14 protein-coding genes are annotated in these 16945 nt (G+C 60.6%); 7 read left to right on the top strand and 7 right to left on the bottom strand.

The window, feature by feature from the left end; translation table 11 throughout:
• Window positions 1-214 precede the first annotated feature (214 nt).
• The 4 genes from AO065_RS22995 to AO065_RS22980 form a co-directional block, all read right to left on the bottom strand.
• The gene (locus tag AO065_RS22995; RefSeq protein WP_004883729.1) at window positions 215-1144 is read right to left on the bottom strand and encodes an NAD-dependent epimerase/dehydratase family protein; all 930 of its coding nucleotides are present in this window, start codon (window positions 1142-1144) and stop codon (window positions 215-217) included.
• Complete coding sequence (locus tag AO065_RS22990; protein WP_004883728.1) at window positions 1137-2021, bottom strand: sugar nucleotide-binding protein; 885 nt, start codon at window positions 2019-2021, stop codon at window positions 1137-1139. The genes AO065_RS22995 and AO065_RS22990 overlap by 8 nt, the downstream gene beginning before the upstream one ends.
• A gap of 116 nt (window positions 2022-2137) precedes the next feature.
• Window positions 2138-4405 (bottom strand): mechanosensitive ion channel family protein, encoded by a 2268-nt coding sequence (locus tag AO065_RS22985; protein WP_004883727.1) that lies wholly within the window; start codon window positions 4403-4405, stop codon window positions 2138-2140.
• A 124-nt stretch (window positions 4406-4529) separates the two neighbouring features.
• A complete protein-coding gene (locus AO065_RS22980; RefSeq protein WP_370454400.1) occupies window positions 4530-4883 on the bottom strand; it encodes a DoxX family protein in 354 nt (117 codons plus the stop codon).
• Between the two features lie 284 nt (window positions 4884-5167).
• Here AO065_RS22980 and AO065_RS22975 point away from each other — a divergent pair, with 284 nt between their 5' ends.
• The gene (locus AO065_RS22975) at window positions 5168-5986 is read left to right on the top strand and encodes an alpha/beta fold hydrolase (RefSeq protein WP_004883724.1); all 819 of its coding nucleotides are present in this window, start codon (window positions 5168-5170) and stop codon (window positions 5984-5986) included.
• Window positions 5987-6154: 168 nt separating this feature from the next.
• Here the strand turns inward: AO065_RS22975 and AO065_RS22970 are convergent, their stop codons facing one another.
• Together AO065_RS22970 and AO065_RS22965 are read right to left on the bottom strand one after the other, a co-directional pair.
• A complete protein-coding gene (locus AO065_RS22970) occupies window positions 6155-7003 on the bottom strand; it encodes an ureidoglycolate lyase (RefSeq protein WP_004883723.1) in 849 nt (282 codons plus the stop codon).
• 38 nt (window positions 7004-7041) lie between these two features.
• The gene (locus tag AO065_RS22965) at window positions 7042-7776 is read right to left on the bottom strand and encodes an SDR family oxidoreductase (RefSeq protein ID WP_004883722.1); all 735 of its coding nucleotides are present in this window, start codon (window positions 7774-7776) and stop codon (window positions 7042-7044) included.
• Between the two features lie 336 nt (window positions 7777-8112).
• Here AO065_RS22965 and AO065_RS22960 point away from each other — a divergent pair, with 336 nt between their 5' ends.
• Both AO065_RS22960 and AO065_RS22955 read left to right on the top strand, forming a co-directional pair.
• On the top strand, window positions 8113-8925 hold the full coding sequence (locus AO065_RS22960) for a class I SAM-dependent methyltransferase (RefSeq protein ID WP_004883721.1): 813 nt from the start codon (window positions 8113-8115) through the stop codon (window positions 8923-8925).
• A 207-nt stretch (window positions 8926-9132) separates the two neighbouring features.
• Window positions 9133-11421, top strand: a complete 2289-nt coding sequence (locus tag AO065_RS22955; protein WP_004883720.1) for a TonB-dependent receptor — start codon at window positions 9133-9135, stop codon at window positions 11419-11421.
• Between the two features lie 12 nt (window positions 11422-11433).
• On the opposite strand, the gene AO065_RS22950 is transcribed toward AO065_RS22955, so the two are convergent.
• On the bottom strand, window positions 11434-12564 hold the full coding sequence (locus tag AO065_RS22950; RefSeq protein WP_004883719.1) for an ROK family transcriptional regulator: 1131 nt from the start codon (window positions 12562-12564) through the stop codon (window positions 11434-11436).
• Window positions 12565-12731: 167 nt separating this feature from the next.
• Here AO065_RS22950 and AO065_RS22945 point away from each other — a divergent pair, with 167 nt between their 5' ends.
• The 4 genes from AO065_RS22945 to AO065_RS22930 are packed head-to-tail and all read left to right on the top strand — an operon-like array spanning window position 12732 to window position 16937.
• Complete coding sequence (locus tag AO065_RS22945) at window positions 12732-14042, top strand: extracellular solute-binding protein (protein WP_004883718.1); 1311 nt, start codon at window positions 12732-12734, stop codon at window positions 14040-14042.
• A complete protein-coding gene (locus AO065_RS22940; RefSeq protein WP_004883717.1) occupies window positions 14039-14932 on the top strand; it encodes a carbohydrate ABC transporter permease in 894 nt (297 codons plus the stop codon). Before AO065_RS22945 ends, AO065_RS22940 begins: the two co-directional genes overlap by 4 nt.
• Window positions 14929-15822, top strand: a complete 894-nt coding sequence (locus tag AO065_RS22935; protein ID WP_004883716.1) for an ABC transporter permease subunit — start codon at window positions 14929-14931, stop codon at window positions 15820-15822. Before AO065_RS22940 ends, AO065_RS22935 begins: the two co-directional genes overlap by 4 nt.
• Window positions 15819-16937, top strand: a complete 1119-nt coding sequence (locus AO065_RS22930) for an ABC transporter ATP-binding protein (protein WP_004883713.1) — start codon at window positions 15819-15821, stop codon at window positions 16935-16937. The genes AO065_RS22935 and AO065_RS22930 overlap by 4 nt, the downstream gene beginning before the upstream one ends.
• Window positions 16938-16945: the final 8 nt, after the last annotated feature.

The following is a 16945-nucleotide window of genomic DNA, read 5'->3' as shown; positions in this document are numbered from 1 at the left end:
TCAACTTTACGATGAACCAGTTTGATGCGCGACAGCGCTACGTCGAAGACGTGGTGGCGCCTCCCACAGGGAATGCATTCAGCCAGATACTTACGTTTTAGCTCCGTTTTGCGCGTCTTGCGGACTTGTGTATGACGATGAGTGCTCCGCGTGGGCATGCAGCCCGTGACGCTCTGCGTCACATTCGGGGTTCGGCTTTCACAGTGATCGTGAATCAGCGCCCTATCAACAGCGCCAGCCCCGTGTTCAATGGTGTGGGCGCGTCGATGTTGAAGTGCTCGAGCAGCCGCTGATTGCCGGCCCGCGAATGCTTGATATCGCCTGAGCGCGGCGCCTGATAGCTGACCTGCGGTTGCTTGCCTGTGACCTGCGCCAGCGCGGCGAGCAATTCGTTGAGCGAGGTGGTCTGGTTCAGACCGACATTGACGGCACCTTCGATGGCGCTGTCCAGTTCCAGTCCCTGCAGCAGCAGCTTGACCAGATCGCCGATGTAGAAGAAATCGCGGGTCTGCTCGCCGTCGCCGAATACTGTGATGGGCAGGCCTTTTTCGATGCGTTCGGCAAAGATGCTGATCACGCCGGAGTACGGCGATGAAGGATCCTGACGCGGCCCGAAGATGTTGAAGAAGCGGAAAATCACCGGCTCCAGTCCGTGCTGGCGACGGTAGAAATCCAGGTAGAACTCACTGGCCAGCTTGTCCGAGGCGTAAGGCGTCAGCGGCGCTTTGGTGGTGTCTTCGGTGATGGCCTGGCCTTCGCCGTTGTTGCCATAGACCGCAGCACTGGAGGCAAAGATCACCCGTTTGACGCCCGCTTCGCGCATGGCCTCGCACACATTCAGGGTGCCGATGAAATTGCTCTGGTGCGTGCGCACAGGATCGTCCACCGAGGCCTGCACCGAGGCCACCGCCGCCAGATGCACAACCGCCTGACAGCCCTGCGCAGCTCGGCTGACCAGTGCAGCATCGGCGACATCGCCCACGATCAGCTCGACCTTTGGGTTGTCCAGCGGCAGGTTGCTGCGTTTGCCCGCCGACAGGTCATCGAGGATGCGCACGGCATGCCCGCGAGCCAGCAACGCGTCGGTCAGGTGCGAGCCAATGAAGCCCGCGCCGCCAGTGATCAGAACAGGAGCATCAGACATGTCGGTAATACCGGTCCAGCAGGCTCGGCAGGCCGGCGCGCCAGGCACGGGGCTTGATACCGAAGGTATGGAGAATTTTCTTGCAGGCCAGCACGGCGTGCTGCGGCTCTTCGCCCGCGTCGGGGCGTGCGGCGTGGGCCTGCGCGGTGGGTGACTCGACGGCCAGCGGATGCAGCAGACGCGCCTCGGTCAGCACCGCCTGCCCCAGCGCCAGTGGCGTGGTGGCCTCGTGACCAGCGTAGTGGTAGGTGCCCCACAGCGGCGCTTCGCAGTCGAGTTGCTTGAGCACCGAAATCAGCACGCGGGCCGCATCGTCGACCGGCGTCGGATTACCGCGACGGTCATCGGCCAGCAGCAACTCCTGGGGTTTCTCGGCACTCGACAGGAAACGACCCAGCACGCCATCGGCGCTGTCATCCAGCAGCCAGCCGAAACGGACCAGCACGTGTTGCGGACAGGTTGCACGAACGCTCTGCTCAATACGCCACAGCGCCTGACCACGCAGGCCAAGCGGCACGGGCTCGTCCTTTTCGCTGTAGGCAGTCGCGCGCGAGCCATCGAAGACTCGATAGCTGGAAGGCTGGACCAGCGTGATGTTGTGGTGCTGACACAATTCGGCCAGCCGCTCGACAGAGCGTTCCTGGCGGGTCAGACGCGCTTCGCTTACCGTCTCCGCCTGAAACCAGTCGAAGTAGTAAGCAAGGTTGATCAAGGCATCGGGACGGGTGTCATCGAGCAGTTGCGTCAGGCTCGCTGCGTCCCAACCGTCTTGCGGTGGACGCGGCGCAAGGAAGCCAATGTCTTCCTCGGCACCCAGACGAATCAACGCCTGCCCGAGGGCATTCCCGCCGCCCAACAGCATAAGGCGCATTCGCATAGAGTCAGCAGGCTCGGTATCAGAATCATCAAATAGATAAATGAAAAACGCCTGCAAACATAACACGTTGGCCGCCAACCCCCAACAGTTGCGCAGCCTGGCGGGTTAATGACGCGTCAAGTGGCTGCCGTACCGGGCGCACCGCCGCCCTTGGGCAGGCTCAGCGGTGCTGGCGACGCCGATGGCGCTGGCGGCCCCTCGGCTTCGGTACCCGCCTGAGGCCCTGCGATGCCAGGGCTCATCACCATCTGTGGATAAGTCTGGGCGAAGCGTACGCTCGGGTGTTTATCCACAAGCCGCTTGAGCCGCTCGTTGAAGGCACGCCCGACTGCGTATTGCCCACCGGAAGAGGTGCGGAACTGCGCGGTGAGGACCACGCCGTTGAGGTCCATGCGATCCACACCGAACACTTCCAGAGGACCTTGCAGGTTGTTCTTGAGCAGAACGTCTTCGGTGATCGAGTGCCCGACTTCACGGATCAGCGACAGCGCGTCATCGATGTCCGAGTCGTAGGTGAACTGCACCGAGAAGAACGCGTAGGCAAACTGGCGGGACTGGTTGGTGACGGCCTTGATCTGCCCGAACGGCACCGAGTGCACGAAACCCTTGCCATCACGCAGGCGCACGGTGCGAATGGTCAGGCTCTCGACAGTGCCGGAATGTCCGGTGCTGAGCACCACCCAGTCGCCGATGGAAAAGGTGTCTTCCACAATAATGAAAAGGCCGGTGATCACGTCCTGCACCAGTTGCTGCGAACCGAAACCGATTGCCAGACCGACCACACCGGCACCGGCCAGCAGCGGCGCGACGTTGATGCCCAGATTGGCCATGGTGGTGATCGCGCAGATCACCACCAGCACGATCTTCACGGCGTTGCGCAGCAGCGGCAGGATGGTCTTGACCCGCGTGCTCGGCTGACGACCGCTGCGATGATTGATCGGCGGCTTGAGGGCTTCCTGAATCGCCGTGTCCAGCACCACCCACAACAGCCAGGTCACCAGGAAAATCAGACCAATACTGCTCAACGATTCACTGATGACCCGGCCGAGCGTATTGCGCTGGGCGAACTCGAACATCGAGAAGCCCCAGATCCGACCCAATACTTCGATAAACGTGATCGCCAGCGCGATGCGCACCACCGCATACAACAGGCTCAACAGACGCGCCTTGTAAACGTGTCCGCCACGCCCGAGCTCTTCAGCGGGCTTGAACAGGTGCTGGAAAACGGTGCTCATGAACACCGTGGCAATCAGCAGAATGGTGGTGAACAACGCGCAACGCAGCGCTTCCTGACTGTCTTCGCCAGCACCGATCAGGTTGATGGCCGACACCAGGATCATCAGCAGGATGGGCAGGTGCCACAGGTTCGAGAAGATTTTAAGCGACTGCTGCAAGGCCGGACGCTGCAGACGACTGCTCAACGAACGGTTACGAATCAGGTGGGCCACCGGGCGCCGCACCTTGATGATCAGCATACAGAACACGACCGAGGCAAACAGACCGGTAAACACCGCGACGCTGGTGGTCACGTTGCTACCCAACTGACGGGCAATCTGCGGGCTGGTCAGTGCATCGCTGAGCGCGGCCAGAAAGCCGACCACGAACAAGGGCCTCGGCGCATAGCGGCGGATCATGCGTACCGCGGCACGCTTGTGCCCGGAGTTGAACATCACGATCACGCACAGCAACACCGAGGTCGAGACAATGCCGCTGCTGGTGGCGTAGGCGAAACACAGCGCCAGCGCCCGACCGACCGAGGAAGGCATGAAGTGACTGACGTAGAGGGTCAGCGGCAGACAGATGATCGCGGGCAGCGTAAACGGCAGGACATACTTGAGCAGCGCCTGACTGCGCTGACGCACACTCAGGAACGCCGTCCGACACAGCCGGACGGCGATGAAACGTCCTACGGTGGTCAGGACCGCAAAAGCGCCTATCCAGACGAAAGACAGAATCAGGAAGTCGCCGACAACACTCCACGGTGAACGCGTGGTGCGTTTGTTGACCAGTTTTTCGAGCTCGTCGGCCGCCCGATCGGCACGCAGTTGCCATGCGTCCAGCAGGTTCTCGTCGAGGTTGAGCTTGTCCTGCACGTCATCAATGCTGGTGCTGATCGCCCCCAGCAAGCCGCCCTGCACGAGCAGCTCGGCTGCGGGTTCAGTGGCTGCGGTGTCTGCTCCATCTGCCGCCTTGGCGTCGGTTTTGTCTGAAGCCTTGGCATCGGCTTTGTCAGCCGCCTTGCTGTCAGGTTTTTCGGCGGCCTTGTCGTCGGCGGGGACTGCGGCACTCATCGGCAACGCAGGCACATCCGCCGCTTGAACATGGAAGCTGCCCGCGAACAACAGCAGCCCCGTAAGGATCAAGGTTTTCAGCTGAGACGCCACGCAGTTTACTCCTTCAATGGACAGGCAGGGCTTCAGCCCCAAGGAACTGATTCCTGTTTGCGTGGCAAGTTCGGTTTCGACCCGGGAAATAGATGAGCCGATGTTTCAGATGGCCCTTTGCCGGTTAACGCTTATGCAGTGCCTTGCCAATCACCAACGGGCCGGGACCGGTGATTGCCAGCCCGGCGAACAGGATCATCAGCAGCCAGGCGAACTGGCCCTGCTCGAGTGACCATTCGGGGTGAACGAAGAGGACCGCCACAGCCAATACGGCCAGAATCGGCAGACACGCCAGCCGCGCCCACACACCCAGAATCAGAAGCACCGGGCAGATCACTTCGGCAAACACTGCCAGCCCCAGCGTCAGGGTGCCGCCGAGGCCGAACGGGTCCTCGATGCGCTGCACTTCCACGCTCCAGTGCATCAGCTTCGGCAGGCCGTGCACGTGCAGTAACAGCAGCGAGACGCTGACGCGCATGAACAACAGCCCCCAGCCAATAAGGGTTTGAGCGCGTTTCGGCGACACGCCGGACTGAAGGTGCGATGCGTTGGACAGCATGGTCTAGGATCTCTCGGGCAGGCTGGGCTTTGGCAGGATTATGCGGCGAGCCGGTTGCAGGAAATTGTTTTGATGTGCCGAGTTCACGGACAGGCAGATGGGCACATACACGCAATTTCTGCGGGCGGACTGGATCGATACTGCTGCAGTGCGCCCGGACAACTGCGCCAGCCCGATCAACCCGACACGAGAGAGAGAACTGCATGAGCACTTTCAAGACAAAAGACGGCACCGAGATCTATTTCAAGGACTGGGGAACGGGCAAGCCAGTGCTCTTCAGTCATGGCTGGCCGCTGGACGCGGACATGTGGGAATACCAGATGGAATACCTGAGCAGCCGTGGCTATCGCACCATCGCGTTCGACCGTCGCGGGTTCGGCCGCTCAGACCAGCCGTGGACCGGCTACGACTATGACACCTTCGCCGATGACATCGCTGCGCTGATTCAACACCTGGACCTGCGTGACGTGACGCTGGTGGGCTTCTCCATGGGTGGCGGTGACGTGACACGTTACATCGCTCGCCACGGCACCGAGCGTGTCGCCAAACTGGCGCTGCTGGGCGCGGTGACACCGTTTTTCATGAAAAGCGATGACCACCCGCAAGGCGTGGACAAGTCCGTTTTTGATGGCATCAAGGCAGGCCTGCTGAAGGACCGTGCACAATTCATCGCCGACTTCGCCACCCCGTTCTATGGCACCAATCAGGGCCAGACCGTCTCTGACGGCGTGATGACCCAGACACTGAACATCGCGCTGTTGGCTTCGCTCAAGGGCACCGTGGACTGTGTGACCGCGTTCTCGGAAACCGACTTCCGTCCCGACATGGCAAAGATCGACGTACCGACGCTGGTCATTCATGGCGACGGCGACCAGATCGTGCCGTTCGAAGCGACCGGCAAATTGGCTGCCGAGATGATCAAGGGTGCTGAATTGAAGGTTTACTCCGGCGCGCCGCATGGTTTCGCGGTCACCCACGGGCAGCAGCTCAACGAAGACCTGTTGGCGTTTCTGGCTGAGTGATGCCTACACAAGCCGCCTGACAGTTCTTCGGACTGTGGAAGGCGGCTTGCCGGCGATGGCGTCAGTTCGGTCTGGGATGCACGCCTGAAAAAACGCATCGCCGGCAAGCCGCCTCCCACGATAAGCAGAATGTCTTCAGTCAGTTACGCGCTGGCTGAAGAAATGCGATCAGTCAGCCTGCACGGTCAACTGATTCTGCTCACCCAGTCCGGCGATCCCGAGGCGGATGCGCTGGCCTGCCTTGAGAAAGACCGGCTCGGGCTTCACGCCAAGGCCCACACCGGGCGGTGTGCCGGTTGAGATCACGTCGCCCGGCTGCAGGCTCATGCAGCGGCTCAGGTAAGCGATCAATTGCGGTATGGTGAAGACCAGCGTGCGGGTGTTGCCGTTCTGATAGCGATGGCCATCGACTTCCAGCCACAGGTCCAGCGAATGCGGATCGGCGATCTCGTCGCGAGTCACCAGCCAGGGGCCGAGCGGACCGAACGTGTCGAACCCCTTGCCCTTGTCCCAGGTGCCGCCGCGCTCCAGTTGCCATTCGCGTTCGGACACGTCATTGATCACGCAATAACCTGCCACATGCTCCATGGCATTGGCTTCGTCGATATTGCGCCCGCCTTTGCCGATCACCACGCCCAGCTCCACTTCCCAGTCGGTCTTGACCGAGCCTCGCGGAATCTCGACGTTGTCATTCGGGCCGCAGATGGCGCTGGTCCATTTGTTGAAGATGACCGGCTCCTTGGGCACTTCCATGTTGGATTCAGCCGCATGGTCGGCGTAGTTAAGGCCGATGCACACGAACTTGCCTACCTGCCCGACGCAAGCGCCGATGCGTGGCTGACCTGTGACCAGCGGCAGGCTGACGGGATTGATGGTTGCCAGGGCGGCAAGGCCGGCCGGCGTCAGTACATCGCCCGCAATGTCTTTGACATGACCGGACAGGTCACGAATCTGATTGTCAGCGTCCAGCAGGCCGGGTTTTTCCGCGCCTTTTTCTCCGTAACGTAGCAGTTTCATCGGGTTCTCCTGTTGTCTGTCGAACATGCAAACCGGGGTCAGACGCTCATGCCGCCATCAATGACGTGCACCGCACCTGAGGTGTATGAAGACGCGTCAGAGCCCAGGTAAAGGACCAGTTGCGCGATTTCCTCGACGCTGCCGATGCGCCCCATGGGCTGGCGGTCGACGAACTGTTGATAGACCTGAGCCTCGGAAACACCTTGTTGCTCGGCCTGGGCAGCGATGCGCATGCGCAGCGACGGCGAATCCACCGTACCCGGACAAATAGCATTGCAACGAATGCCCTGCCCAATGAAATCTGTGGCCACCGACTTGGTCAGCCCTATTACCGCCGCCTTGCTGGCACTGTAGGCAAAGCGATTGGGCACGCCCTTCACGCTTGAAGCCACGGATGACATGTTGATGATCGAACCGCCGCCACGGGCAAGCATGCCTGGCAGAAACGCCTGAATCATGCGGTACATGGCCGTGACATTGAGGTCCATGGAGCGCTGCCACGCGGCCTCGTCGCAATCCAGAATCGTTCCTGCGTGCACGTATCCCGCGCAGTTGAACAGCACGTCTACCGGGCCGATCCGCTCGCAGGCCCGCTGGATATCCTGCGCAGAGGTCACGTCCAGCCGGATGGCTTCAACGCCTTCAATGCCCTGCAGATTGTCCAGATCGATGTCGGTCGCAATGACCTCGGCACCAGCGTTCGCGAACGCCTTGGCACTGGCCAGACCAATGCCCTGCCCCGCCGCCGTTATAAGGACTCGCTTGTCGTTCATGATGCTTCTCCTTGCGAAAGAACAGCACCGACAACCCTAGTTTGCCAACACTCTGCGCGCCGAGAATCGGACCGATGCCGCTGATTCACGCTGAACTGAAAGTCTGCACGTAGACGCCTTCATTTCGATGACGTCGATGGGCTTGCTGTGCAGATCTTGTCGAAGCTAACCCGATAAACCTTTCAGATGCCTGAACACGACAGCCAATTAGAGGGCTGCCACATGGCGTTTTCTTAATAAATCGACGCTCTGGTTGGTGATAAAAACGATCGATCTGCAACAGCGCAGGCAGTGTTGAATCAGATCAACGTTTTCTACCCGCCGGAGGTTCCTCTCATGAACGACTATCTGTTAGGTCATTCTTCAGCAGAACTGGAGCGCCTTAAATTCCAGGCGAACATTCTGTCGCCCATCACCACACGCCTGCTGATAGAAAGTGGCCTGGAGGAAGGCATGCATGTGCTGGACCTCGGCAGTGGGCCGGGCGACGTCGCCATGCTGGCGGGCAGGCTTGTCGGACCGACAGGCAGTGTCACGGGAATCGATCGCAGCCCGAAAGCCGTCGAACTTGCAAACTTCAGGGCTGCGGAAGCGGGATTGAGAAACGTCAGGTTTGAAGTCTGTGATATTCAGGACTTCCAGAGCGCGTCACCTTTCGACTGCGTCGTGGGGCGCTACGTGATGATCCATCAGAGCGATCCGGTCGCTTTTCTGCGCAAGGCGGCAAGCCTGGTGAAGAACGGAGGAACGCTGGCGCTCCATGAGGTGTTCATGTCGGACATTCCGATGGAGTCGTTTCCAAATATTCCTTTGCTGACCGATGCGGGGCAACTGATCGCTGCGGCCTTTAACACGGGAGGAGTTCACCACGGTACGGCGGTACACCTGATCAAACACTTTTCAGAGGCCGGGCTGCCCCAGCCTGAGCTCTTCTGCCAACGGCACATTGGCGGAGGCGAGCACTCATTCATGTACCACTGGGTCGCAGAAACGCTGAAAACCGTGTACCCGCACCTGATCAGCATCGGGCGGGTCAGCGCCGACCCGGAATACCTCGAAACGTTTGAAGATCGCTTGAAAGCCGAGGCAGTGGCCAGCCGCGTTCAGATCATGGGGCCGAACCAGATCACCGCCTGGGTCAGGCTATGACAAGCGACGCGCAAGCAGAAAGATCAAGGCGTGACGTCTGCGGTCATAATTAATACACATCACGAGTACTAATATCACTGCCAGTCGAACGGCCCCTGCGCTTCGTGCGCCGGGGCCGTTCTTTTTTAGCTGGCAAGCGGCGTCCAGACCCTGGCTGAACCTGCCCCATCCAGCGCAGAAACCCTTGATGTCATCAGGAAAAACGTCATGAACAACAGTTCGATAGCGCGCTCTCGTCGATTTCCGGTCACCCGTCTGGCGCTGCTGATTTCACTGAACTCTGCATGCCTGTTCAGTCCGTTGAGCCAGGCCGATGAAGCACCTGCGGCGACCGGTGACGAAGCGGCGACAACGCTTGGCACCGTGTCGGTCATCGGGCAGGGCGAGACGCGGCAGGTGCAGCGTGTTACGCAGAAAGATGTCGAGGCCTATTCCGCGGGTACCAGCCCGCTGAAAGTTCTGCAGCGCCTGCCTGGGGTCAACTTCCAGTCCGGCGATCCGCTGGGGCGTGAAGAAGGCAGTCAGCGCATCAGCCTGCGCGGATTCGACATGCACCACCTGGGCTATACGCTGGACGGCGTCACGCTGGGCAACATGAGCTTTGGCAACTTCAACGGCCTGAGCATCACCCGGGCGATCATTGCCGAGAACATCAAGGCCAGCGAAGTGGCGCCGGGGATCGGCTCACTGGGCACCGCGTCTAACAGTGATCTGGGCGGCACCATTCAGTTCACCACGTCCGACCCGGACAAGGAATTCGGCGCGCGCCTGTCGCAGACGCTGGGCAGCTATGACACCCGCCGCGAATTCATCCGCGTGGACACCGGCGAGTACAACGGCCTGTCCGCGTATGTGTCGGGCGAGAAATACGACGCAGACGCCTGGAAAGGCCACAACAATCCACAGCAGTCGGACGCGGTGAACGCCAAGGTCAATTACAACTTCGGCGACAACCGCATCAGTTTCTTTCACAGCACCTCATCCCACGAAGAGGCCAACCTGCCCTCGTTGTCGCAGAGCATCATTCAGCGACTGGGCTACAACTGGAGCTACTACACGCCGGACTGGACCCGCGCGGTCAATGCGGCCAACGGTATCTACACAGGCGGCGTGACCAGCGCGTCCGATGCAACTTACAACGCCAGCAGTCTGCGCGATGACGAACTGGACATCCTCAACGGCAACTTCTCCCTGACCGACGATCTGGTGCTGGATACCACGGTTTACCACCACCACGACTCCGGCCGGGGCAACTCGTATTACCCGTTCATTTTCACCAGCGGCTCGACGACGGTGCCCAGCAACTCGATCCGCAGCACGGTGTATGGCATCGACCGTACCGGCTTCCAGACCTCGCTCACCTACTACCTGGGCCAGCATGAAATCCAGGGCGGTTTCTGGATTCAGTCGAACAAGAACGACATTGCCCGATACCTGTTCGATACCACCAACGCGACCCCGCAGAACCACATTGTCAAAACCAGCGGTCTGCCGCTGGCGGCCACGGTGCTGGACCAGGACTACAACGACCTGACCCGGCAGTTTTACCTGCGCGACACCTACACCCTGCTCGACGACCGTTTGAAGCTTGAGTTCGGCGCCAAGAACACCGTGACAACGTCCACCGCAAGGGGCAAGGGCGGTGGTTACGCCAGCGGTTCGCTGGAAGCGCGGGATCGATTCCTGCCGCAGGTAGGCGCGACGTACAAGCTCGATGACGAGGATGAAGTCTTCACCTCGTACTCCGAGAACATGGCCGCATTCCCCAGCGGCGGCTACAGCCCATTCTTCACCACGCAGACCGCAGTCGATGCGCAGAACGGCTTCAAGGACCTCAAACCGGAAACCTCGAAGACCGTTGAACTGGGCGTGCGGCGCAGCACTGCGCTGTATTCGGCCTCGGCGGCGGTCTACAGCACGAAGTTCGATAACCGCCTGGTGGCGATCACCAATTGCACCGGCATCGTGATCTGCCAGAACGGCGTGGCCAACGTCGGTTCCGTGACCAGCCGGGGCATGGAGTTGTCATTCGGCCTGACGCCCGACGAGCACTGGCGCTGGTCCAACTCCCTGTCCTATAACCACAGCACCTACGATGACGACTACGTCAGCGGCGGCAACACCGTACCTGTGAAAGGCAAGACGGTCGTCGATACGCCAAAACTGATGTACGCCAGCAACCTGGACTGGAACTGGGAGCACTGGAACGCGGGACTGCAAGGCAATTACCTCAGCAAGCGTTACTACACCTACACCAATGATTCGAGCGTGAGCGGCTACTGGGTGGCGAACGCCAACCTGGGGTACGACTTCGGCAAACTGGGCGCGGTGAAAGACACTAGTCTGTCGCTGAACGTGGTCAACCTGTTCGACAAACGCTACATCTCCACGCTCAACACCGACGCCAGCGCGGCCACCGACCCACTGGGCAACCTGCAGATTCTGCAGGTCGGCACGCCGCGCAGTGCGTTCGTGACGTTAGGTGTCAAGCTCTGAGGCAACCTGCACTCAGACGAAAAAGCAGTCCTTGAGCGGTACCAGCGCCGCACCGATGGCGGCAGCATCGCCATTGGTTTCGCTGAGCAATAATTTGGGACGCGGTGGCGGCGCCTGATAACGATGCGTCCCCCAGAAGGTGGTGGACGCGATCAGACGCCGTCCCAGCGCAGGCGGCAATTGCCCGCCGAACACCACAGCCTGAGGGTCGAACATCCCCGCCAGCGCATTGACCAGACGGTCCAGCGTCGGCTGGGTGCGCTTGATCCAGGTGTCGACGCCCGGCCAGTCAGGATCGAAGCGCGCGCGCAGGTCCTCGACAGAATCCACCTCGATGCCATTTTTGTGCAGTTCCTCGACCAGATAACGCAACGCCGGTCGATTGGCCGCTTCCTCGTCGGTGTAGAGCGTGATCTCGCCCGCGTTGCCATGACTGCCGAAATACGGCTTACCGTCGATGACGACGCCAGCACCAAAACCATAATTGAACGACAGATAAATGAAGTTGCTGGCCCAGGCCCCTGCGCCCACCAGGCTCTCGCCGATGGCAGCCGTGGTCGCGTTGTTTTCGAGCCACACCGGCATGTTGAAACGCTCTTCCAGTACCGGCTGCAGATCCATCAACGACCAGTCACGCAAGGGCTCTGGCGCATTGACCTGACGGTTCTCGAGAAAGAAACCGGCGATGGCGAAGCCCATGCCCACCACACGCTCAGGCTTGATGCCGTTGCGCTGCAGGACTCGCTCGATGGTCTTCTGCAGCGCGTCCAGCGTGCTGTTGCGGCTCAATGGCGGCGTACGCAGGACGACCTGCTCCAGCAGGTTGCAGCTCAGATCGGACACGCAGACCACCGCCGATCCTGTGTTGATCGAAACGCCAATGGAATAGACCGCCTCGTTGACCAGCTCGATGCGCGGGCTGGGCTGACCCCGACCGTTCCTGACCCGCTCACCACTGCGCAGGAGTCCTCGACCGATCAGTTCCTCGATCAGTCGGTGTACGGATTGCTGCGCCAGATCCATCTCCGCCGAAACGGTGGCGCGAGTGATCGAGCCTCGACGACGGAGGATATCCAGCAGTTTGCGTTCATTGAGGCTCAGCGAAGTGTGCGTATCAGGTTGCGTATCGCGATCAAGGGGCATGGGTTCGACAGTCAGAAAGAGGATTAAAACAGTCCGTGTGTAGAGCAGTGTATCGCCCCGCCACAAACCAAATACTTCAATCATGAAAATTTAATAATGGAGCTGCAGGTCACAAATACTACACATTACCTGTATTAGATAGCTTCCAGTTCACACGGGGTGCTTTCATGCTTTCAATCAGTCATACGCTCTGGGCGTTGACCTTGCTGGCCATCACCGGCCAGGCCAGCGCCACCGAGTTCTGGTACAGCCATAGCGGTCCGACAGCCTCGGCCATTGCCGATCTGTGCAGGTATTTCAATGCCGAACGCGACGAACAGGACCGCCTGCACTGCATCCGCCAGGGCACTTATGAACAGACCCTGCAGAAGACCGTTGCCGCATACCGGGCCGGTATCAGCCCGGCGCTGGTCGAAATCTACGACGTCGCCACGCCTGACATGCTGCTGGGGGCCGCCACTGTTCCTGTCGAAGCCTTGATGTCCCGGCAGCAGAGAGCCTATTCGGCAGACACCTTCCTGCCTGTGCTCAAACGCTATTACTCCGACGAACATGGCGTGCTGGCCGCCCAACCGTTCGCCGTCTCGACTGCCGTGCTCTACGTTCACCGCGACGCACTGGCCGCTGCGGGAATCACTGAAACACCGACCACCTGGGCAGCCTTTTCCACGGCGCTGCGTGCTCTCAAGAACAACCATCAAGAGTGCCCCATAGCGACAGACTTCTCGCCGTGGATCTGGCTGGAACAGACCAGCGCGGCCCAGGGTTCCGCCATCGCAGTCCGGTCCGGTGGTGTGGACCGATATCGATTCGATCAGGGCACGCATTTGCAGTTGATGAACGATCTGGCGCAATGGAGCCGTGAAGGCCTGGTGCGGCATCAAGAGTCGACTCGCAGTGGTCAGCAGGCACTGGCCTTTGCCAGCGACGAATGCGCGATGCTGCTGGATTCCACAGGTTCATGGAATACGGTACGCAGCACACTCAAGCCCGATATCGACGTCACTCTGCTGCCGATTTACCCCGACACCCAAAGGCAGTCCAACCTGCCAGGCGGCTCTTCGCTGTGGGTCATGCAGGGGCATTCCACACAGGAGTACGACGTCGTGTCGGAGTTTCTCGCGTTCGTGCTGCGCCCCGATAATCAGCGTGTGTTCAGCTCCCGCACCGGCTATCTGCCTGTGACTCAGGCAACGGCCAAAGCGGTTCGAAACGACGAGCGTGCCGCGCTGGCGATCAAGGTGGGTCTTTCGTCTCTCGATGACATCGACAGCGCGCCGGACAAGCCACTGCGCTGCGGCTTCATCACCCTGATGCGGGTGATCTGGTCGCAGGAAACCGGGAACGCACTGGCAGGTCGGCAGAACATGGGGCATGCCCTGAGCCAGACCGCTCTGCGCGGCAACGAATTGCTCGGCCTGTTTCAACAGATGCATCAGCCGCTGGCTCAGAATCAACAGAGCGAACGGCTGCCATGAAGGCCAGTGGATACTTCCCGCAGCCACGCGTGGCGTTGTTGTTCGCATTGCCGCAATTACTGGCGCTCGCCCTGTTTTTCTACTGGCCGGCGCTTCAGGCCATTTGGTGGTCGTTCCATCTGGTCCTGCCGTTCGGCGGGCATGAAGTGTTCGTGGGCCTGAGCAATTACTGGCGCGTGCTGAGGGATCCGGGCGTGCTCGCCTCCCTCGGCTCTACCCTGATCTTCAGTCTGTCGAGCGTCGCGCTGTCAATGCTCATCGCCCTGACGCTGGCGCTGTGCCTTGAACTGAAACTGCGCGGCAACGCCATATTTCGCAACCTGCTGATCTGGCCCTACGCAGTCTCCGGCGCCACCATCGGCATCGTCTTTCACGTGCTGGCCAACCCGGTCATGGGCATTCTGGCCTGGCTCAATGCAGTGGTGCCCGGCACATGGGCACCTTACGCCAACCCGCTGCAAGGCATGCTGCTGTTGATCGTGGCCTATGCGTGGTGTCTGGTGCCGTTCAATTTCGTCATGCTGGTGGCGAGCCTGAAATCCGTTCCAGACGATTACCTCGCAGCAGCAGCGCTGGACGGTGCAGGTCCGTGGCGGCGCATGATCGACATGCAACTGCCGCTGATTGCGCCCTATCTGCTGTTCGTCTTCATCATCGACCTGCTGGAAAGCCTCTCCAACAGTTTCGGGCTGATCGACACCCTAACCCAGGGCGGCCCCGGCGACACCACGCAGGTGCTGGCCTACAAGATTTACACCGACGGTTTTCGCGGACTGGACCTCGCAGGCTCTTCAACGCTGTCAGTGCTCATGCTGTCGGCGGTCGTGCTGCTGAGCGTCGCGCAGTTCAAGCTCATGTCGCGGCTCAAACGACGCGGGGTGAAGGCATGATCCAGCACAACCGACTGCTCAACCTCGGCGCTTACCTGCTGCTGACCCTGGGGCTGATTTTCGCGCTGGGCCCGCTCTACATCGCAGTCTGCTCGGCCACCGTGGACAACCCGCAGTTGCTCGAACATGGCCTGGCGGTTGTTCCGGGCGATCAGTTACTGGTGAACCTGCAGAAAGTCACTCAGCGTCTGGACCTGTTGCGTCTGCTGGGCAACAGCCTGATCGTCGCGATCATGGTGGTCATCGGCAAGCTCGCGCTCTCGGCGCTGACCGCGTTTGCCGTGGTGTACTTTCGCAGTCGCTACACCACCTGGATTTTCTTCGCTGTGCTGGGCGCGCTGTTGCTGCCGCTCGAAGTACGCATCATCCCGACCTACGCCGTGGCGAGTGATCTGCTCGGCCCGCTGCGTACCGTGCTGCGCTGGCTGGGTATCGAAAGCCTGCCGGTGCCGACCCTCAACCTGCTCGACAGTTACACCGGTTTGGCGCTGCCACTGATCGCCTCGGCCACCGGCACGTTCCTGTTCCGGCAGTTCTACCAGACGCTGCCCGCCGAGCTGGTTGAAGCCGCGCGTATGGACGGTGCCGGGCCGTGGCGCTTTTTCATCGACATTCTGGTGCCGCTGTCGAAAACCAATTTCGCGGCGCTGGGCACGCTGGTGTTCATCGGTGCCTGGAAAGACTACCTGTGGCCGCTGGTTGCGACCAATCGCGAAGACATGCGCACGCTGGTGCTGGGCGTGGCCAGCTTTCTGCCCACCGATGCCAGCCAGCTTCCCGAATGGAACCTGCTGATGGCCGCCGCCGTTGTCAGCATGCTGCCCCCCATCCTCGTCATTGCGCTCATGCAGCGATGGTTCGTCAAAGGCCTGATCGGAGTCGGCAAATGACCGCGCTTCTTCCTGTTACCGATTTCCCGGCTGCGCGCTCACCCCAGATAACCCTCAGGAATCTGCACAAGTCACAGAGTTCGGGGCCACTCTTTCAAGGGCTGGATCTGGTGTTCAAAGCCGGTGAGCTGAACGTGATTCTGGGTCCGTCCGGCTGCGGTAAGTCCACACTGTTGCGCATGATCGCCGGGCTGGAGGACGTCACTCAGGGCCAGATTCTGATGGGCGAACGCGACGTCACAAGGCTGCCGCCCAAGGAGCGTGGCTGCGCCATGGTGTTCCAGAACTATGCGCTCTACCCGCACATGAGCGTTGCCGACAACATCGGCTACCCGCTCAAGATGGCGGGCATCGCCTATAAACAACGCATGGTTCAGATCAAAGAGTGCGCCACCTCGCTGGGGCTGGAAACCCTGTTGGAGCGCAAGCCGGGCGAGCTGTCCGGTGGTCAGCGCCAGCGTGTAGCCATTGGCCGTGCCTTGATCCGCAAACCGCCCGTGCTGCTGTTCGACGAACCGCTGTGCAACCTGGACAGCGCGCTGCGCCATGAAATGCGCCTGTTGATTCGTCGCCTGCATCAACAGACCGGCGCAACGATTTTGTACGTCACCCACGATCAGACCGAAGCGATGACGCTTGCCGAGCATGTGGTGATTCTCAACCAGGGCCGGGTCGAACAGATCGGCACGCCAAGCGACATTTATGACCGGCCCGCCAGCACGTTCGTTGCCGGGTTTATCGGCACACCGCCCATGAACCTGCTGCCGGTGTATTGCCTTGAAGACAAGGTCCTGACGCTGGCCGACGGACAACGGCTCCCGCTCAAACTGCACCTGTCTGGCAACAGCCCGGGCAAGTGGCTCATGGGGCTGAGGCCCGAGGCATTCAGTCTCAGCCAGGACGGTGTTCGCGCCGTCGTGGAGTCCTCGGAAAATCTCGGCAGCCACAGCCTGCTCTACTGCCAACTGGCCGGCATCCGTTGCGTTGTCAACCTTGCCGGCCGCCATCTGCTCGCGCCCGGCACCCAGGTTCGTCTGGCTTTCAGCCAACCGGCACTGTTGTACGACCCCGAGAGCGGCCGCCATCAGCCCGCTTCTTTCTCCAACCCTGTGTAAGTGATCCC

Source organism: Pseudomonas viridiflava (genome assembly GCF_001642795.1).
In the GTDB taxonomy this organism is placed as follows: Bacteria; Pseudomonadota; Gammaproteobacteria; order Pseudomonadales; family Pseudomonadaceae; genus Aquipseudomonas; species Aquipseudomonas viridiflava.
Note: the sequence above shows the minus strand (reverse complement) of the source record. Positions and strands in the feature narration are given on the sequence as shown.